Below are 19,305 nucleotides of genomic sequence, written 5' to 3'. Positions count from 1 at the left end.
TCAGTCGTGCGTGTGTGCGACGGTGTGGCTGTGCCCGTGATCGTGATCGTGATCGTGGTCGTCGTCGGCGTGGAAGTGCGGAGCCATCGGGCCGGGATCGACCGGGGTGTGCGACCCGGCGCGGTGGGCTGCCAGCATCTCGCGGACCCAGTCGCCGAGCGCCTGCACGGATGCGGCGTCGGTCCGGGACAGCGCCAGCACCGGTCCGCCCTCGCGGGCCTTCTCGGCGTCGGCGACCATCTGCGGCACGTCGACACCCACGTAGGGGGACAGATCGGTCTTGTTCACCACGAGCAGGTCGGCGCGGCTGATGCCGGGACCGCCCTTGCGGGCGACGTCGCCACCACCGGCGACGTCGAGCACGAAGATCTGCGCATCGACGAGCGCGGGGGAGAACGTCGCGGTGAGGTTGTCGCCGCCGCTCTCCACCAGCACCACGTCGAGCGGCGCGAAGTCGCGCTCGAGATCCTCGACGGCCAGCAGGTTCATGGTCACGTCGTCGCGGATCGCGGTGTGCGGGCACGCACCGGTCTCCACCGCGCGGATGCGCTCGGGATCGAGCACGCCGGCCGAGCGGAGGAAGCGGGCGTCCTCGTCGGTGTAGATGTCGTTGGTGATCACACCGAGCTGCAGTTCGGACGCGAGAGTGCGGCAGATGGTCGCGATCAGCGAGCTCTTGCCCGTGCCGACGGGCCCGGCGACGCCGAGACGGAGCGAACGGTTGGTGGTGTGTTCAGGCACGGAACAGCCTTTCTGGAGCGGATGCGTGGGCCTCGGCCCACAGTTCGGTCTGGGGACCACCGGTGGCCGGGATGTCCGCTGGATCGGTGAGAGCAGACAGCTCGGCGATGAGGGGTTCGAGATGGGCGCAGGCCTCGAGCGCCCATCGCGAACCGGTGGCCGGGTCGGTGGGGTGCAGTTTGAGGAACGCCGCGACGATCGCCTGCGCCTCCTCGTACAGCACCAGCCGGACGGTGTCGATCGTCGGGATGTGAGCGAGCGCCGCGATGGCTCCGACGACCAGCCCCCGCGAGGGCCGCGGGGTTCGGGCGTCGAGATCGTCGAGAACGGTGGAGGGCCACAGGTTCCGAGCCAGTCGCAGATAGCCGCGGGCCAGCAACCGGGACGCATCGCGCTGGGCCGGACCCGGAGTGCGCGCCGCCCAGTGGTCCTCGATCTCGTCGATCCGCAATGCCAGGACGGCTCCGGCATCGGAGTCCACCGCGTGCCGGGTCACCACGGCGACACCGGCCTCGACCGCCGCCGAGGTGCGCAACCGTGCGACGAGAAAGCGACGCACCTCGGTCGGCGACATCCCACCCTGGAGCGCGGGTTCGAGCCCACCCGAGTTGACGTTCCCGCCGACCGGTGCGCGCCCGTCCGCGAGGAGGAGCAGCACCGTGGTGGGGGAGAGAGTGCCGGGCAACATCAGAACATCGAATACAGCTGCGCGAGCGGCAGTTCGGTGGCCGGCGCCGGAACGACCCGTTCGCCGTCGATGTCGATGTCGAAGGTGTCGGGACGGATCTCGATGTGCGGCAGCACGTCGTTCTGTTTCATGTCGGCCTTGCCGATGTGCCGAGTGGGGTGCAACGGCAACAGCTTCCGGCGCAATCCGAGTCGTTCCTCGAGCCCGTCGTCGAGGGCGGCGGGTGAGACGAACGACACCGACGTGTGCGAGGCGAGCGCATCACCGAATGCGGGTCGCTGCAGCACCGGCTGCGGCGTCGGGATCGACGCGTTCGGGTCGCCGAGCGCCGCCCAGGCGATCGATCCACCCTTGATGACCAGCAACGGCCGGATCCCGAAGAACTTCGGATCCCACAGCACGAGGTCGGCGAGCTTGCCCTCCTCGATCGAACCGAGTTCGTGGTCGACGCCGTGCGCGATCGCGGGGTTGATCGTGTACTTCGCGACGTAGCGGCGGGCCCGTTCGTTGTCGGCGGGCATGCCGCCGCCGAGCGCCCCGCGCCGGTTCTTCATCACGTGCGCGACCTGCCAGGTGCGGGTGATGACCTCGCCGATGCGGCCCATCGCCTGGGCGTCGGACGAGGTGATCGACAGCGCGCCCATGTCGTGCAGGATGTCCTCGGCCGCGATGGTGGTGGCCCGGATACGGGACTCGGCGAACGCGAGGTCCTCCGGGACGGCCGGGTTGAGGTGATGGCAGACCATCAGCATATCGAGGTGCTCGTCGACGGTGTTGATCGTGTGCGGCAACGTCGGGTTCGTCGAGCCCGGGATGATGTGCGGCAACGCGGCGATGCTCAGGATGTCCGGGGCGTGCCCGCCGCCTGCGCCTTCGACGTGGAAGGCGTGGATCGAGCGCCCGCCGATCGCGGCGAGGGTGCTCTCCACGAAGCCCGCCTCGTTGAGCGAGTCCGAATGCAGCGCAACCTGCAGTCCGTGCTCGTCGGCCGCGCGCAACGCCGCATCGATGGCGGCCGGTGTCGAGCCCCAGTCCTCGTGCACCTTGTACCCGGCGGCACCGGCCAGGGCCTGCTCGCGCAGCCCCTCGTCGGAGACGGTGTTGCCCTTCCCGAGCAGCAGCACGTTCACCGGCAGCACGTCGAGCGCGCGGTGCATCTGCATCAGATGCCACGGGCCCGGCGTGACGGTGGTGGCCTTCGATCCTTCGGACGGACCGGTTCCGCCGCCGGCGATCGTGGTGATGCCGGTGGCGAGTGCCTCGACGATCTGCGACGGCGACAGCAGGTGCACGTGCGAGTCGAACGCGCCCGCGGTGAGGATGCGCCCTTCACCGGAGATGACGTCGGTGGACGGGCCGATCTGCAGCTTCGGGTGCACGCCGTCGGCGATGTCCGGGTTGCCGGCGCGGCCGAGAGCGACGATGCGACCGTCGCGGATACCGACGTCGGAGCGCACGATTCCCCACCAGTCCAGCACGATCACGTTCGTGATGACGGTGTCGGGAGCACCTTCGGCCCGGGTCGTCACGCCCTGGGCCATCGATTCGCGGATGGACTTGCCGCCACCGAAGACGGCTTCCTCTCCGCCGAAGGTGCGGTCCTTCTCGATCTGGATCCACAGGTCGGTGTCGCCCAGGCGTACCTGGTCGCCGACCGTCGGTCCGTACAGTGCCGCGTACTCGGCGCGTGTGATCTCCATGTTCTCAGTCCTCCTGCTTCCGCACTCGGATGCCGGGCACGACGCGTCGCCCGCGGAGGGCGACGGCGTCCAGTTCGCGGCTGCTGCCGGGTTCGAAGCGCTGCGAGGTCCCCGACGGGATGTCCAGACGGAAGCCCTGCGCGCGTTCGCGGTCGAATTCGAGGGCCGCGTTCGCGTCCGGCAGGTGGATGTGCGAGCCGATCTGGATGGGACGGTCACCGGTGTTGAGGAAGACCAGGGTGATGCGCTCGTCGTCGGAGCGGTCCGCGTTGAGGGTGAGGGAGCCCTCGGCGACGCGAATCGCTCCGGGTCCCGAAGTCGGTCCGGATGCCATGTCGGAGCTCCTTTCAGGAAATCGGGTGGTGGATCGTGACGAGCTTGCGTCCGTCCGGGAAAGTGGCCTCGACCTGCACGTCGGTCAGCATCTCGGCGACACCGTCCATGACCTCGTCGCGGGCGAGGACCTCGCGGCCCTTCACCATGAGGTCGGCGACGTCGGCGCCTTCGCGCGCCCGTTCGATCACCCAGGTGGACAACAGGGCAACGGCTTCGGGATAGTTCAGTCGGATGCCGCGGTCCCGCCGGTCGCGCGCCACCATGCCGGCGACGGCCAGAAGGAGTTTCTCGGTGTCGGCGGGAGTCAGCTGCATATGTCGTTCTTTCGTGCGAGTCGGCGGTCGTGCAATCGATGCCGATCATGCGCGGCTCTTGTTTCGCCGACGTTACCCCCGCGTATCGCGGAGAAATCCGGACGCGTCGGCCTCAGAAGTGCTGCCGCACTGCGTGACCCCGGCAACACCCGCAGTGGGAGGCCGCCACCGCCGTTCATGGCCGACCAGTCCTACGGCCGTTCCCGATCGATCGGAAACGGCCGTAGGTCAGCGATATTCGAGACGCTCGTCGCTAGGACGGAAGGGAGACCTCCTGATATCCCGCGAGGATCTCGCCGGTGTGTTCTCCGTGCAGCGGCGGTGCCGACCGCAGCGGCGGTCGCTGCCCACCGAAATTGACCGGGAAGGCGATCTGTTCGAGCGGACCCGACGCATGGTCGACGGTGCCGACCATGCCGATCGCGGCGGTGTGCGGGTCGCTGTAGATCTCGTCGAGATGCCGGATGGGGGAGACCGGCACGCCGTGTCCCTCGAGGACCCGGCACCAATGTTCGACCGTCCCGATGGCGAATGCCTCGGTGAGGACCTCGTCGAGTTCGCTGCGATGCTCGATGCGATCGCGGTTGCGGAGGAACCGCGCATCGGTCGCAAGCTCGGGCCGTCCCAGTGCCGCGCACAGCTTCTCCCACAATCCGTCGTTCCCGACCGCGACGACGAAGTGGCCATCGCTCGCCGGATACGCCTGGTAGGGCGCGAGATTGGGGTGCGCCGACCCCAGGGCGTACGGTCGCTCCCGGGTGGCGAAGTAGTTGGTCGCCCAGTTGACGTGCATCGCCAGCTGGCATTCGAACAGCGACGTGGTGACGTACTGGCCGCGGCCGGTGCGAGCGCGTTCGACCAGCGCGGCGAGCACCCCGATCACCCCGAACAGGGCTGCACCGAGATCGCCCATCGCGTAGCCGGCCTTCATCGGCGCGCCGTTCGGTTCCCCGGTCAGCGACATCAGACCGCCGGCGGCCTGGGCGACCATGTCGTAGCCGGGCTGGTCGGCCAGCGGACCTTCGTCACCGAACGCGGAGATGTGCAACACGATCAGGTGTGGATGCTGTTCGGACAGGGCACGGTAGTCGAAGATCTTCTGCAGCCCGCTGCCGGGCTTGAAGTTCTCGACCACGACGTCGGCGTCGGCGAGCATGCGGTGCACGATCCGCTGCCCTTCCGCGGATTTGAGATCGATGGTCGCCGACTTCTTGCCGCGGTTGACCGCGAGATAGTAGGTTGCGTCGTCGCCGACGAAGGGTGGCCCCCACATCCGAGTGGGGTCGCCGCCGTCGGGGTGTTCGACCTTGGTGACATCGGCGCCGAGGTCGGCGAACGACATGGTCGCGTACGGTCCGGCGAGGATCTTCGACAGGTCGAGGACCTTGATGCCGGCGAGCGGGGCGGGGCCGGTAGCGGGGTTCGCAGTCATCATCGTGCTCCTGTCGGTGCGGTCGGTGCCGCAGCGGCGGCGACGGACGGGGCGACGTCGGTGCCGTCGGCGATCGCAGCCAGGTGGTCGAGAGCGGCCGCATTGGGTTCGTCGGCGAGACGGTCGAGGTAGGCATGGGCGACGAGCAGTGAGCGGTGACCGAGACCGCGCTCGATTCGGTGTGATGCCAGGTCCACGAGCAGAGTGGCCATCACGGTCCGTGCGAGATCGTCGGTGTAGGTGGCGCACCGGATCTGGGCGTGCGCATCGCCACCGGCGAGCAGGTCTTCTCCACGCGCCTCGAGCGCATCCCATCGTTCCCGTAGTGCCGCGACGGCCGGGGCGCACTCCGGGTGCGCCGCGTCGAGCAGGTCGCGTTGGGCGTCGGCGAGGACACGGTGCGCGCCGCTCTTGCGCATCGACCGCAGCACGTCGAGCGCGATGACGTTGCTCGAACCCTCCCAGATCGATCCGAGATGCGAGTCGCGGACGAGGCGGGCGAACGCACGGTCCTCGATGTAGCCGCAGCCACCCCGGATCTCCATCGCCTCACCGGTGACGGTGCGGGCGCGCTTGCAGATGTAATGCTTGGCGACGGGTGTGAGGATTCGGACGACACTGCGGGCCTGCTCGTCACCGTGGTCGGCGCGGTCGAGGGTCGCGCCGCTGTAGGCGACGAGCGCGAGAGCGGCTTCGGCGTCCAGCAACAGCGGCAGCAGGGTGGCGCGCATGAGCGGTTGATCGAACAATGACTTGCCGAAGACCTCCCGTTCCTTGGTGTGGGTGACTGCGTCGCGCACGGCGCGGCGTATCAGGGCGCTCGAGCGCATCGCGTTCGACAGGCGGGAGGTGTTGAGCATCTCCGTCATCTGCCGGAATCCGCGTTCGAGGTCGCCGACCGGCAGGGCGTAGGCGCCGTGCAGGGTGACCTCACCACTGGGCATCGAGCGGGTGCCGAGCTTGTCCTTGAGCCGGTCGATCGTGTACGAATTCCGGCTGCCGTCGGGAAGTCGCTTGGGCAGCATGAACATTCCCACCCCGCGGGTCGAGTTCTCATCGCCGCCGGGGAAGCGCGCGAGGGTGATCACGACATCGGCATCCGGGTTGGAGGCGAACCACTTGCGTCCGGTCAATCGCCATACGGTTCCGTCGAATTCGGCACGCGTCTCGGTCTTCGCGATGTCGGTGCCCGCCTGGGTCTCGGTCATGAACATCGCGCCCGTCAGGGCGGCGCCTGGATCGGTGGAGGTCAGGCCGTCGATCCACGGCCCGAACACCTCGGGGTCACCGAACAACCGCAGGGTCCGCGCGGCTGCGTCGGTCATCGACACCGGGCAGGCGAGGCCGAATTCGGCCTGCACGAACAGATACGACGCCAGGTACTTGACGAGATGCGGGGGTGTGTCCGTCCAGCCGTGGATCGGGCGGTGTGACAGTGCCGAGAGGCCGTACTCGCTGTAGACGGCGCGGCACAGTTCGAGATAGGCGGGGTGGTACTCGATGCGGTCGATACGCTCGCCGTCGGGGTCGTACTGGTGCAGCACCGGCGGATGGGCGTTCGCCGTGGCCGCGAGCGCATCGAGACGGTCGGCGGCATCGGCACCCAGGCGCTCGAGAAGGCGGTCGGTCAGGGGGCGGTCGGTGTCGGAGATCCAGCGGTCGAGTACCGCATGCAGGGACGGGTCGGTGTGGGCGTAGTTCATGATCGTCCGTTCGGTGTCAGGAGGCGTCGGCCGTCGTCCGGGCGGCGGCGGTGAGTCGTTCGTCGGGCTCGGTGGTGATCGGTGCGTGTTTGAGCAGGGCGGTCATGCAGACCAAGGAGAGCAGCACATATCCGATCCCGAGTCCGACGACCGGCCAGATCGAATCGGTGCGGTTGAGGAGGAACTGGCTCGCCATCGGCGCGGTGCCGGCGAAGATCGCCGTGGAGATCTGGTACGACAACGAGATACCGGTGTAGCGCACGTGGGTGGGGAAGACTTGGGCGAGGATGCCGGCGAGCGCCGAGTAGTACATCGCGTGCGGCGCGGTGGCGAGCACCATGCCGATGATCGCCCAGGTGAGCGAGCCGGTGCGGATCAGCACGAACATCAGCGGGAGAACGATGAGTTCGGGGACGAGCATCCACAGCACGGCCCGCGGTGCGTCCATCCTGGTCGCGAGGACCGCGCCGAAGGGTTGGACGATCACCTGCGCGACCAGGGCGAGGGTGATGACGAGCAGGAAGTCCGATCGGGTGAACCCGAGATCGGTGGTGGCCCAGGCGAGGGCGAAGGTCGTCTTGACATAGGTGATCGCCACGCCCGCCACCACGGCACCGACGCCGAGTAGCAACGAGGCAGGGTGGGAGCGCAGGACCTCGACGAGCGGAAGTTTCGTGCGTTCCTGGGCGGCCGCGGCCACGCGCATCTCCGGCGTTTCCTGGATCCGCACGCGGATGTAGAGGGCGACGATCACCAGAGCGGCGGATGCGAGGAACGGAATGCGCCAGCCCCAGCCTTCGAAGGTGGCATCGGACATCGCGGTGAGTCCGAGGAAGGCGAGAGTGGCAAGGAGATTGCCCACCGGCGAACCCTGCTGGGCGAACGCGCCGTAGAGAACCTTCTTGCCGGGTGGGGCGAACTCGGTGGCGATGAGGACTGCTCCGCCCCATTCGCCGCCCATCGCGATGCCTTGCAGCACTCGCAGGAGGACGAGAAGGATGGGCGCCCAGATCCCGATCTGGTCGTAGGTGGGCAGCAGGCCCACGCCGACGGTGCCGGCGCCCATGAGCGCGAGGGTGATGATGACCGCGTTCTTCCGTCCGAAGCGGTCGCCGAAGTGGCCGAAGACGATCCCGCCGAGAGGCCGGGCGATGAAACCGACGGCGAATGTCGCGAAGGCGGCGAGCGTGCCGACGGCGGGGGAGGCGTCGGGGAAGAACAGGGCCCCGAGCACGAGGGCGGACGCGGTGCCGTAGATGTAGAAGTCGAACCATTCGATGGTGGTGCCGACGAAGGCGGTCACACCCGCGCGACGCGCTGCCCGGGTGTCGTGCATCGGGCGTGGGGACGGGGTCGCGGTGTGCTCTGAAGGAGTATTCACGCTGCACTTCCGAGGGCGTCTCAGGCGGACTCGGTCCGCGGATGAATGAGTCGTGGATCACTATCACCGGCACAACCGTGTAAAGTCCAAGACCTAATCGAGCATGATTATGTAGATACTTCGACAAAATCGAGGTTGGGCGTGGAACTTCGGCAGTTTCAGGCGTTTCTCGCGGTGGCCGAGGAACTGCACTTCGGGCGCGCGGCGGAACGGCTGCACATCGCCCAGTCGCCGCTGAGTCAGACGATTCGTGCCCTCGAACGCGAACTGGGAGCCGAGTTGTTCGCTCGCACCACCCGCTCCGTGCAGCTCACGGCGGCGGGCGAGGCGCTGCTCGGGCCCGCGCGCGTGATCGCCGCGCAAGTCGAGGTCGCGCGGACCGCGGTACGTTCGACTGCCGCAGGTGCGACCGGTGTGGTGAGCGTCGGCTTCGGCGGCGCGAGCGGGTACACCGTGATTTCCCGGCTGACCCGGTTGCTCGAGGATCGCTATCCGGGAATCGAGCTGGATCTGCGTCCGCAGACCTACACGGGAGAAGTGCTCGATCTCGTCTCGCAGGGACTGCTCGACATGGGGATCGTGGGCCTTCCCGTGCCGCAGGACATTGCCACCGAGACGGTTCGGCACGAATCGCTCATGGTGGCGGTACCGGCCGACCATCGATTGGCGACGCGGGAGGGACTCGACGTCGCCGACCTTGCCGGTGAGCGGTTCGTGGTCTATCCGGCCGCTCACGGTTCGAGCGTGCGGGAGATGACCTTCGCGGTGTGCCACTCCGCCGGTTTCACCCCGGTGATCGCCCGTGAGGCCCCGGATCCGTACAGCTTGCTGGCTCTCGTCGGAGCGGGGGTCGGGGTCGCCGTCGTCGTCGCATCGACTACGGACATCACTGTGGCGGGGGTGCGGTACGTCCCGCTCCGGAACAGTCCGGTGCTGCCCATCGCGCTCGCGTGGCGCCGCGACAACCCGGCACCGGCGGTTCGCCGAGTGGTGGATGTGCTGCGAGCCCACGCGAACTGACCGGTTCCGCGTCACCGTATGTGCCCTCGGGGCGGACCGGACGTGCCAAGGTGGGAAGCGCCCTTCAGGGTCCCGACGCTCGAACGGAGGGAGGTGACCCGACGGTGTCTGCATCCGCATAATTCACGCGGAATGAAAAGTCAACGGTTGACGGATGTCGAGTGCTGCAGGTTACATCTTAGTGGTAAGCCATTGAGGGCTTAAGTAACTGGAACACGAAACCGAGGACCCCATGACACCGGTATCGACCACCATGTCCAGTAGTGCGGAAATGATCAGTGCGCGCCTCGAACGGCTGCCGATGAGCCGGTGGCACATCAAGGCGCGGGTCGCCGTCGGCGCCGTGACCTTCTTCGACGGCTTCGACCAGCTGATGATCGCGTACTCGCTTCCCGTCCTGATCCCCAAATGGAATCTCACCCCCGCCTCGGTCGCGTGGGTGATCGCGATCGGCGGCATCGGCATGCTCGTCGGCGCTCTGGGCGGCGGCTGGCTCGCCGACCGCATGGGCCGCCTCAACGTCATCATCGTCTCGCTCGCGCTGTACGCCGTGATGAGCCTGGGAATGGCGTTCACCGACTCGCTGATGCTCTTCCTGGTCTTCCGCTTCGTCCAGGGCATCGGACTCGGGGCCGAGGTCCCCGTCGCCGCGACCTACATCGGCGAGATCACCAAGGCTCACAAGCGCGGACGCTTCGTCCTGCTCTACGAGGTGATCTTCCCCATCGGCCTCGTCGCGTCCGCGATCGTCTCCGCCTGGGTGGTCCCGCGATTCGGCTACCAGATCCTGTTCGCCCTCGGTGCCCTGCCGATCCTGCTGCTGCCGGCCCTGTTCCGGCTGCCCGAGTCACCGCGCTGGCTCGCCGCCCGCGGACGCCTCGCCGACGCCGACGCCGCGATGCGACGGATCGAGACCGAGATCGCCGGTCGCCACGGTGAACTGCCCGAACCCCGCCCGATCGTCACCGCCGTCGCCGTCGACACTTCCCGCGGCCGCTTCATCGAGGCATTCCAGGGTGTGTACCTGCGCCGCACCCTCATGCTCGCCGCGATCTGGGGCAGCGCCTACTTCGTGAATTACGGCATCGCCTCGTGGCTGCCCACCCTCTACCGCACCGTCTTCGAGGTCAGCGTCGACACCGCGCTGCACTACTCGATCTTCACTACCGTCGCAGGTCTCGTCGGCTGCCTGATCGTCGCGTTCCTCATCGACAATCTCGGCCGTCGCGTGTGCATCACGTCGTCGATGGTTCTGTGTGCGGCACTGCTGTTCCTGCTCGCCGGCACCGGCACCGGATCGGCCGTGACGGTACTGCTGTGGTCGGCCGGCGCGGCACTGTTCGTCTTCGCTGTGAACATGGCCCTGTACGTCTACACCGCCGAGTTGTACCCGACCCGGATGCGCGCCATCGGCTGCGCGATCGGCGGCGGCGCCGGCCGCCTCGGCATCATCGTCGGCCCGCTCGTCCTCGGCGGAATCCTCGATGCCGGCGGCACCCTGACCTTGGTCTTCGGCCTGTTCGGACTCGTCGCCCTCGTCGGTGCGATCGTCGTGGGCCTGTTCGCGACCGAAACCCGTGAGAAGACCCTCGAGGAGATCTCCCAGTGACCACCGCACTCCATCCCGCCTCCACGGACACCGACCTCGACTTCGTGCCCGTCCCCGACGAGATGCTCGTCGCCGGCAGACGGCGCCGTGCCGCCGGCCCGGTCTTCGAGGTCACCGACCCCGCCACCGGCCGCGTCCTGCAGACCGTGCACCAGGCCGTCGCCACCGACGTCGACGATGCCGTCGCGGCCGGCCTGGCCGCCTCCGAGGATCCGGCCTGGCGCGGACTGCTCCCGCACCAACGCGCCCGCTACCTGCACCGCATCGCCGACGGCATCGAAGCGAACTCGGCGCGACTCGCGCTGCTTCAGAGCTACAACACCGGTAAGACGCTCACCGAGACCACTGCCCTCGTCGGCAGCGCCGCGGGAACCTTCCGGTACTTCGCGGCTGTCCTCGAATCCGGCGACGACGACCTGACCGTCCCGCGCGGCAACTACCTGTCGATGAGCGTCCACGAACCGATCGGCGTCATCGGGGCGATCGCCCCCTGGAACTCACCGATCGCGAGCGACGCCCAGAAGATCGCACCCGCTCTCGCCGCCGGTAACGCCGTCGTCCTCAAGCCGGCCGAGTGGACGCCGCTCGTGTCGCTCGAGCTGGGGCGGATCATCGACGACAGCGGTCTGCCCGCCGGATTGCTGTCGGTGCTGCCCGGCAAGGGCTCGATCGTCGGCGATGCGATCGTGCAGCACCCGGGCATCGGTAAGGTCACCTTCACCGGTGGCACGTGCACCGGTCGCGCGATCGCCCATGCCGCGGCCGAGAAGCTCATGCCCGTGTCGCTCGAACTCGGTGGCAAGTCGCCGACGATCGTGCTCGACGACGCCGACATCGACCAGGCCGTCGCGGGCGTGATGTACGGGATCTTCTCGTCGAGCGGGCAGAGTTGCATCGCGGGTTCGCGCCTGTTCGTCGACCGAGCACTCTACGCACCGTTCGTCGCGCGGCTGGTCGAACGCACCCGCGCCCTGCGCATCGGCAACGGCCGCGATCCGCGCACCCAGGTCGGGCCGCTCGTGCACCACGCCCACCGCGACTCCGTCGCCTCGTATGTCGATCTTGCCCGCCGCGAAGGTGGACGCGTCCTGTGCGGGGGAGCGGCCCCGGACGATCCCGTCCTCGCGGAGGGCGCGTATTACCTGCCGACGATCATCGAGGGGCTGACCAACGACACCCGTGTGTGCCGCGAGGAGATCTTCGGCCCCGTCCTCGTGGCCCTGCCGTTCGATGGCGTGGACGACCTCCTCGCACAGGCGAACGATTCGGTGTTCGGCTTGGCCGCCGGGATCTGGACCCGCGACTACCGCCGTGCGTGGCGGCTCGCGCGGCGCCTCGACGCCGGCACGGTGTGGATCAACACCTACAAACGCTTCAGCATCTCCACCCCGTTCGGTGGGGTGAAGGAGAGCGGTCTCGGCGTCGAGAAGGGCCGCGACGGCATCGCCGCCTATTCGCGGTGCAAGAGCGTGTATTTCGGGCTCGACGATGGCCCCGACGCCTGGGCCGACTGATCCCCGGCCATGCGGCCGGAATCGGCTCTGTACACTCAAATATCTTAGCGGTAAGATAGTGACCTGTAAGACATTGGAGGGATCGTCATGAACCAACCGATCGCCCGACTGCGGCGCCTACGCTCCGTCGAGCTGCGCACGCACGCCGCCGCCGAATCCACCGATTTCTACTCCCAGGTCTGGGGCCTGCGCGTCGTCGAACAGGGCCGCGAGGGGGCCTGGCTGCGCGGCACCGGCGACCAGCACCACGCCCTACAGCTCACCCAGGCCGACCGGAACGGACTGGGCCGCATCAGCTTCGCGGTTTCCACGCCCGCCGAGGTCGACGAAGCCGCCCGGCGCGTCACCGCCTGGGACATCCCCGTCGTCTTCGGCCCCGCGCCCTTGGACGACGTCGGTGGGGGATACGGACTGCGCATCGTCGATCCCGAGGGACGCATACTCGAGCTCGTCGCCGACACCCTCGCCGTTCCCGCCCTCGGTCGCGAGGACGCCGTCCCGGTCGGTGTCACCCACGTGGTGCTCAACACCGTCGACATCGACGCCGCCGTCCGCTTCTACTGCGACGTCCTCGGCATGCGCGTCTCCGACTGGTCCGAACACCAGATGGCGTTCCTGCGCTGCAACTCCGATCACCACAGCATCGCCTTCAACCAGGCGCAGTGGGCGTCGGTCAACCACGTCGCCTACGAGATGCCCACCGTGGATCACTTCATGCGCGGCATCGGCCGGCTGCGCCACCACGGGCAACTGCCCCTGTGGGGACCGGGCAAGCACGGGCCCGGCGACAACACCTTCTCCTATTTCGCCGACCCCGCCGGTCTGGTGTGCGAGTACACCTCCGGCATCGCACAGGTCGACGAGGACCGCTGGCTGTGCCGGGTGTGGCGCCGCGTCCCGGAACTGTCCGACCTCTGGGGCACCGCCGGACCACCCTCGCGTCAGGTGCGTGAGCACATGGCCGGCATCCCCGACCCCGGTGCCTTCGAACGCTACGACCTCGGGCAGGCATCATGATCCACGTCGCCGACTACGGCACCGGACCGGCCGTGCTGATGCTGCACGGCATCGGCGGCAGCTCCGACAGCTTCTCCCCACAGTTCTCCGGTCTCGGTGACTCCCTGCGCATCCTGGCCTGGGACGCGCCCGGTTACGCCCGCAGCGACGATCCCGACCGCCCGTTCGACCTCGACGACTACGCCGACGCCGCCGCCGACGTCATCCGCGCACACTGCGGCGACGACGGCGCCCATGTCCTCGGCATGTCGTGGGGAGGCGTCGTCGCGACCCGGCTGGCCCTGCGCCACCCGGGCCTCGTGCGCAGCCTGATCCTCGGAGACACCCACGCCGGTTCGGGCACGGACGCCGACACCGCCTCGGCGATGCGCTCCCGGGCCGCCGACCTCGCAGCGAACGGCCCCGCCGACTTCGCTGCGCGGCGCGCACCACGTCTGCTCTCACCCGAGGCACCCGACGACCTCGTCGACCGCGTAACCGACATCATGGCCGGCTCGGTCCGGCTACCCGGCTACGGCCACGCCGCCGAGTCGATGGCCGCGACCGACCACACCGGCGACCTCGCGAACATCGACGTCCCCACTCTCGTGTTGTGCGGGGACGCCGACACCGTCACCGGTGTCCCCGCGAGTCAAGTACTCGCCGGCGGCATCCCCGGCGCGGTATTCGTGACCCTCCGCGGCGCAGGGCACCTCGCCAACCAGGAACGCCCCGACGCCTTCAACGCGTGGACCGAATCCTTCGTCCACATCACCGAACGCCTGCGCGAACACACCCCCGCGCACGTCTGACCCCACCCGCATCGATTCCGGAACGGAGCATCACCATGGCACTCGACTACACCACCTCGGACCTGAAGGAATTCACCGACTCGCTCATCCTCACCCGTGGCACCCGCCACGAGGACTGGGACACCCTCGGATTCCAGGCCAAGGCCGGCGACCGGTTCCGCCGCGCCCAGATCCGCTACGTCGGTTCCGGCGCCACCGGCAACCACGAGAACGACAACCGCACCATCCCGTCGCGCGGCTTCACCTTCTCCAACATGCTGCTGCCCGCCGGTGCCGAAGGCCCCGAGCACACCCACCACGACGCCGAGGAAGCGTTCTTCGTCCTCGAAGGCGAGGTCGAGGTCGGCATCCACCGCGACGGCGTCGTCGAGAAGCGCACCCTCGGCTACCGCGACATGATCGTCGTCCCCGCCGGGGTGCCGCGCAGCCTCGAGAACACCGGCACCACCGACGCCCTGTTCTGCGTCATCATCGGCACGCAGAAGCCGCAGGTCCCGACCTACCCGGAGACCTCCGCCGTCTTCGGCATCTCCCGGGACTGAGCGTGGGCACCCTCGACGACCGCACGATTGTCGTCACCGGAGCGGCGCGCGGCCTCGGACTGGCCATCGCGCGCCGCCTCGGCGACGCCGGCGCCGCGGTCTGGATCGCCGACATCAACCCCCACGGTGAGGACGCCGCCGCGAAACTGCGCGCCGACGGCATCTCCGCGCGGTTCGTGCACGTCGACCTCGCCGACGCCGACTCCGTCGACGCCTTCGCTGCGCAGGTCACCGCCGACGGATCGGTCTACGGACTGGTCAACAACGCCGCTCTCGCCGACGGCGTCGGCGGCAAGGCCGTGCACGAACTGGCCGTCGAGGAATGGGACCGGGTGCTGAACGTGAACCTGCGGGGCACCTTCCTCGTCAGCCGCGCCCTCGTCCCGTCGATCCTCGACTACGCCGAGCAGCACGGCACCGGCCGGGTCGTCGCCATCGGTTCCGACGCTGCGCTGTACGGATCGCCGCGCCTGACGCACTACATCGCCTCCAAGGGCGGAGTGTCGGCGCTGACCCGCACCATGGCACGCGACCTCGGCCCGTACGGGGTCACCGTCAACACCGTCTCACCCGGTCTGACGGAAAGCGAATCGGCACAGTTCGTTCCGCAACACCGGCACGATCTGTACCGGCTGAATCGGGCGTTGACCCGGCCGCAGCAGCCCGCCGATCTCGTCGGCGCCGTCGCCTTCCTCATGGGCGACGAAGCGTCGTACATCACCGGGCAGGAACTGGTCGTCGACGGCGGCTTCGTCCTGCACTGACTCTTCGAGTCCTGCACTGATCTCACGGAAGGACCGGGTTGTGGACCTGCTTCTGAACAACCGCACCTGTCTCGTCACCGGCGGCAGCTCCGGCATCGGTCTCGCGACCGTCACCATGCTGCTCGCGGAAGGTGCCAACGTCGTCACCTGCGCCCGCGACCTCGAGCGGCTCAACGCCGCGCTGGACGCGCTGCCCGGACGCGATCGGGTGCACGCCGCGGCCTGCGACGTCCGCGACCCCGCCGCGGTGGGGGCCCTCGTCCAGGGCGGATACGAGCGGTTCGGCGGACTCGACGGCCTGGTCAACAACGCCGGCAACTCGCGGATGAAGGCCCGCGCCGACACCACCCTCGACGACTGGCGCGACGAGTTCGACCTGAAGTTCTCGAGCGTGCTCAACACCGTCGACGCAGCGCTCCCGCTGCTGCGGAAATCGGATGCGGCGTCGATCGTCAACATCTCCGCGGTGCTCGCGCGTCAGCCCGAGACCAAGCTGGTCACCACCAGCGCCGCACGGGCCGGACTGCTGAATCTGAGCAAGTCGCTGTCGCTGGAACTGGCCGGCGACGGGATCCGCGTCAACTCGGTCGCCCTCGGTCTCGTCGACACCGGACAGTGGCGTCGCCGCTACGAGAACTCCGGCTACACCGGAAGTTTCGACGAGTGGGAGGCCGAGATCGCCGCCGACCGCGGTATCGGGCTCGGACGCTTCGGCACCGCCGACGAGGTGGCCTTCCACATCGTCGGCCTGCTCTCACCCCGCTCGTCGTATGTGACGGGCACCAGCATCGACGTGTGCGGCGGTGTCGCGCGCTATGTCTGAAAGGAATGTCATGACCGCACGCTCGGGTAACGGTGGGGATCTGCTGGTCCAGGTGCTGCGCGAGGCCGGTGTCGACACCGTCTTCGGCATCGTCAGCGTGCACAACCAGCCGCTGGTGGAAGCGGTGAGCCGGCACCTGCGGTTCGTGCCCGTGCGACACGAGGCGACCGCCGTCAACGCCGCCGACGGATACGCCCGTGCCACCGGAGGACTCGGCTGTGCCCTCACCAGTACCGGCACGGGGGCCGGCAACGCCGCTGGCTCCCTCATCGAATCCCTCAGTGCCGGAACGTCGGTGCTCCACGTGACGGGACAGATCGAGTCGCGCTTCCTCGGCTCGGGCCGCGGGTTCATCCACGAGACGAAGGATCAGCTCGGCATGCTCGAGGCGGTCTCGGCGCACGCCGCGACGATCCTCGACACCGGCAGTGCCGGAAAAGTACTGCGCGAAGCCGTCGCCCACGCGTTGTCGACACCGGGCGGACCGGCCAGCATCGAATGGCCGATCGACCTGCAGTACGCCGACGACTACACCCTCGAACCGGCACCGGTCACGCTCGGGATGCCGCGCAGCGCGGACCGCGCCCAGGTGGAGGCGGCGCTCGCTGCGATCGCGCAGGCCCGGCGACCGGTGATTTGGGCGGGTGGCGGGGCAGCGCGGGCAGGGGACACGCTGACCGCCCTCGTCGACCGCTGGGGTGTGCCGCTGCTGACCAGCAACTCCGGTCGCGGCGCCGTGCCGGAGAGCCACCGGCTGTGCATCGGCAATTACGGCTCGTCGCCGCTCGGCCGGGCGCTGCTCGCCGACGCCGACCTCGTGGTCTCACTGGGCACCCACTTCCGCTCCAACGAGACCGGCGACTACTCGATCCCGATGCCCCCGCGGCACGTGCAGGTGGATCTGGATCCGGCCGCACCCGGCCGTGTATTTGCCGCGGATCTGCCGGTTGTCGGCGAGGTCGGTGAATTCCTCTCGGCGGTACTGGAACTCGATGGACTCGGCGATGCCGTCGAGGCAGCGTGGACGGAACGCGCCCGCGAGACGCGGCAGCGTGTGCGGGAGAACCAGCGCACCGGTCTCGGTGACCACGCGGTCTTGTGCGATGCAGTGCGCGCCGTGCTGCCCGACGATGCCGTCATCGCTCGGGACGTGACGATCGCGTCGAGTTCGTGGGGCAACCGACTCCTGCCCGTCTACGACCCGCGCAGCAACATCTTCCCGCGCGGCGGCGGCATCGGGCAGGGCCTCGGCATGGCGATCGGCGCGGCCCTGGCCGACGAGACCCGGCCGACCCTGGCGCTCGTCGGAGACGGGGGACTGGCGGTGCACCTCGGTGAGGTCCTGACGATGGCGCAGGAGAAGCCGTGGCTGGTGCTGCTCGTCTGCAACGACGGCGGCTACGGGGTGCTGCGCAACATGCAGACCGGCTCGGGGCAACGGCCCTACGCCGTCGACCTGACCACCCCGGACTTCGCGCTGCTCGCGCGGGCGATCGGGGTCGAGTACCGGCGCATCGGATCGGCGGGGGAGGCGCACCCGGTGCTCGAGGGTGCGGTGTCGCTGCAGGCCCCGGTGATCGTCGAGGTCGACCTGGCCTCGTACGGGGAGATGCCGGCGCCGTTCACGCCGCCGGTGACGGTGCCAGGCACGTAGCCCAGCCGGAAAAGAAATCTCGGATCGACTGTGGCGCGAGTAACATCTTAGCGCTAAGATAATGAGTACTGAATCAATTACTCGGAGGGTGATCATGACTGCTGAGACCGTCGACCTCATGGTCCGTCAGATGCGGGTCGAATCCACCGGAGTCCTCTCGCTCCGCCTGGAGCGACCCGACGGAGCGGCTGTGGACCACTGGACCCCCGGCGCCCACCTCGACCTGCACCTCGGCGGTGGTCACATCCGGCAGTACTCCCTGTGCGGAGACCCCGACGACAAGACCGGCTACCGCGTCGCCGTGCTGCACGAGAAGGCCGGTCGCGGCGGATCCCGCCGCGTCCACGAAGCCATCCGCCCGGGCGATGTCATCACCGTGAGCGTCCCGCGCAACAACTTCGAACTGCTGCCCTCGCCACGCTACGTCTTCCTCGCCGGCGGCATCGGCATCACCCCCGTCCTCGCGATGGTGCGCGAAGCCGACCGCGCCGGCGCCGATTGGGAGCTGCACTACGGCGGCCGTTCGAAGGAGACGATGGCCTTCGTCGACGAACTCGCCCCCTACGGCGACCGGGTGCACCTCGTTGCCGAGGACGCCGACGGAATGCTCGACCTGCCGTCGATCCTCGGCTCCTCCCGGCCCGACACCCTCGTCTACGCCTGCGGGCCCGACGGGTTGCTCACCGCCGTCGAGGCGTTCGCCGACCGCTGGCAGGCAGGGGCTATTCGGCTCGAACGGTTCAAGGCCAAGGAACGCAAGACCGACGCTGCCGCCGACGCGTCGTTCACGGTGGTGTGCGAACGCTCCGGAATCTCCGCCACCGTCGCACCGGAGAAGACCGTCCTCGACACCCTCGAGGAAGCCGGTGTGGACGTACCGAACTCGTGCCGCGAAGGAATCTGCGGCACGTGCGAGACCCGCGTCCTGTGTGGGACCCCCGACCACCGCGACTCCCTGCTCTCGGCCGCCGAACAGGAGTCCGGCGCCACCATGATGATCTGTGTCTCCCGCGCCCGCTCCGCCGAGCTGGTGCTGGATCTGTAGAAAGGACCTCCCGATGGATCGGTACCTGGTGATCAATCAGGCCCGCACGGCCGACCCCACCCCCTACGAGACCAAACTCGCCAAGGCCATCGAAGCCGTCTTCGGATCCGGCGTCCACGACCTCGACGGACTCGTCCGCGGACTCAACGCTTCCGGAATCCACGCGCCCGACGCGCAGGAATGGACCGCCGAATCGTTTACCGCCGAGATGCGCCGGATCGGAGCCTGACC

General features: G+C 68.6%; 19 protein-coding genes. 11 read left to right on the top strand and 8 right to left on the bottom strand.

The features are described 5' to 3' along the window. From ureG to GON09_RS05465, 8 genes are all read right to left on the bottom strand, one after another. A complete protein-coding gene (ureG, locus tag GON09_RS05500; protein WP_213930939.1) occupies nucleotides 1-741 on the bottom strand; it encodes an urease accessory protein UreG in 741 nt (246 codons plus the stop codon). Further along, the gene (locus GON09_RS05495) at nucleotides 734-1,429 is read right to left on the bottom strand and encodes an urease accessory protein UreF (protein ID WP_213930938.1); all 696 of its coding nucleotides are present in this window, start codon (nucleotides 1,427-1,429) and stop codon (nucleotides 734-736) included. The genes ureG and GON09_RS05495 overlap by 8 nt, the downstream gene beginning before the upstream one ends. Next, nucleotides 1,429-3,129 (bottom strand): urease subunit alpha, encoded by a 1,701-nt coding sequence (locus tag GON09_RS05490; RefSeq protein WP_213930937.1) that lies wholly within the window; start codon nucleotides 3,127-3,129, stop codon nucleotides 1,429-1,431. Before GON09_RS05490 ends, GON09_RS05495 begins: the two co-directional genes overlap by 1 nt. Before the next feature lie 4 nt (nucleotides 3,130-3,133). Beyond that, nucleotides 3,134-3,463, bottom strand: a complete 330-nt coding sequence (gene ureB / locus GON09_RS05485; protein ID WP_213930936.1) for an urease subunit beta — start codon at nucleotides 3,461-3,463, stop codon at nucleotides 3,134-3,136. Between the two features lie 13 nt (nucleotides 3,464-3,476). After that, a complete protein-coding gene (locus GON09_RS05480; RefSeq protein WP_213930935.1) occupies nucleotides 3,477-3,779 on the bottom strand; it encodes an urease subunit gamma in 303 nt (100 codons plus the stop codon). Between the two features lie 253 nt (nucleotides 3,780-4,032). Continuing rightward, the gene (locus GON09_RS05475; RefSeq protein ID WP_213930934.1) at nucleotides 4,033-5,211 is read right to left on the bottom strand and encodes a CaiB/BaiF CoA transferase family protein; all 1,179 of its coding nucleotides are present in this window, start codon (nucleotides 5,209-5,211) and stop codon (nucleotides 4,033-4,035) included. Beyond that, on the bottom strand, nucleotides 5,211-6,914 hold the full coding sequence (locus GON09_RS05470; protein WP_213930933.1) for an acyl-CoA dehydrogenase family protein: 1,704 nt from the start codon (nucleotides 6,912-6,914) through the stop codon (nucleotides 5,211-5,213). Before GON09_RS05470 ends, GON09_RS05475 begins: the two co-directional genes overlap by 1 nt. A gap of 16 nt (nucleotides 6,915-6,930) precedes the next feature. Further along, nucleotides 6,931-8,250 (bottom strand): MFS transporter, encoded by a 1,320-nt coding sequence (locus tag GON09_RS05465; protein WP_244865888.1) that lies wholly within the window; start codon nucleotides 8,248-8,250, stop codon nucleotides 6,931-6,933. Nucleotides 8,251-8,436: 186 nt separating this feature from the next. Between GON09_RS05465 and GON09_RS05460 the strand changes: the two genes are divergently transcribed. From GON09_RS05460 to GON09_RS05410, 11 genes are all read left to right on the top strand, one after another. Continuing rightward, a complete protein-coding gene (locus GON09_RS05460; RefSeq protein WP_213930932.1) occupies nucleotides 8,437-9,315 on the top strand; it encodes a LysR family transcriptional regulator in 879 nt (292 codons plus the stop codon). A 232-nt stretch (nucleotides 9,316-9,547) separates the two neighbouring features. Then, the gene (locus tag GON09_RS05455; protein WP_213930931.1) at nucleotides 9,548-10,924 is read left to right on the top strand and encodes an MFS transporter; all 1,377 of its coding nucleotides are present in this window, start codon (nucleotides 9,548-9,550) and stop codon (nucleotides 10,922-10,924) included. 62 nt (nucleotides 10,925-10,986) lie between these two features. Further along, nucleotides 10,987-12,438 (top strand): aldehyde dehydrogenase, encoded by a 1,452-nt coding sequence (locus tag GON09_RS05450; RefSeq protein WP_213934295.1) that lies wholly within the window; start codon nucleotides 10,987-10,989, stop codon nucleotides 12,436-12,438. Between the two features lie 87 nt (nucleotides 12,439-12,525). Next, entirely contained in the window at nucleotides 12,526-13,455 is a 930-nt protein-coding gene (locus GON09_RS05445) for a VOC family protein (protein ID WP_213930930.1), read from the top strand. Beyond that, nucleotides 13,452-14,246 (top strand): alpha/beta fold hydrolase, encoded by a 795-nt coding sequence (locus GON09_RS05440; RefSeq protein WP_213930929.1) that lies wholly within the window; start codon nucleotides 13,452-13,454, stop codon nucleotides 14,244-14,246. Before GON09_RS05445 ends, GON09_RS05440 begins: the two co-directional genes overlap by 4 nt. A 35-nt stretch (nucleotides 14,247-14,281) precedes the next feature. Continuing rightward, on the top strand, nucleotides 14,282-14,788 hold the full coding sequence (locus GON09_RS05435; RefSeq protein ID WP_016692243.1) for a cupin domain-containing protein: 507 nt from the start codon (nucleotides 14,282-14,284) through the stop codon (nucleotides 14,786-14,788). A gap of 2 nt (nucleotides 14,789-14,790) precedes the next feature. Then, the gene (locus GON09_RS05430; RefSeq protein ID WP_213930928.1) at nucleotides 14,791-15,552 is read left to right on the top strand and encodes a 3-oxoacyl-ACP reductase family protein; all 762 of its coding nucleotides are present in this window, start codon (nucleotides 14,791-14,793) and stop codon (nucleotides 15,550-15,552) included. 40 nt (nucleotides 15,553-15,592) lie between these two features. Beyond that, nucleotides 15,593-16,375 carry an SDR family oxidoreductase gene (locus GON09_RS05425; RefSeq protein ID WP_213930927.1) on the top strand — a complete coding sequence of 261 codons (783 nt, stop codon included), beginning with the start codon at nucleotides 15,593-15,595 and terminating at the stop codon, nucleotides 16,373-16,375. Next, nucleotides 16,368-18,029: a thiamine pyrophosphate-binding protein gene (locus GON09_RS05420; RefSeq protein ID WP_213930926.1), complete on the top strand. Its 1,662-nt coding sequence runs from the start codon at nucleotides 16,368-16,370 to the stop codon at nucleotides 18,027-18,029. Before GON09_RS05425 ends, GON09_RS05420 begins: the two co-directional genes overlap by 8 nt. 94 nt (nucleotides 18,030-18,123) lie before the next feature. Then, nucleotides 18,124-19,074, top strand: coding sequence for a PDR/VanB family oxidoreductase (locus GON09_RS05415; RefSeq protein ID WP_244865395.1), 951 nt, complete (start codon nucleotides 18,124-18,126; stop codon nucleotides 19,072-19,074). A 13-nt stretch (nucleotides 19,075-19,087) separates the two neighbouring features. Next, on the top strand, nucleotides 19,088-19,303 hold the full coding sequence (locus GON09_RS05410) for a recombinase-like helix-turn-helix domain-containing protein (RefSeq protein WP_213930924.1): 216 nt from the start codon (nucleotides 19,088-19,090) through the stop codon (nucleotides 19,301-19,303). The last annotated feature ends 2 nt before the right edge of the window (nucleotides 19,304-19,305 follow it).

This window comes from Rhodococcus sp. B50, from assembly GCF_013602415.1.
Lineage (GTDB): Bacteria > Actinomycetota > Actinomycetes > Mycobacteriales > Mycobacteriaceae > Rhodococcus.
Note: the sequence above shows the minus strand (reverse complement) of the source record. Positions and strands in the feature narration are given on the sequence as shown.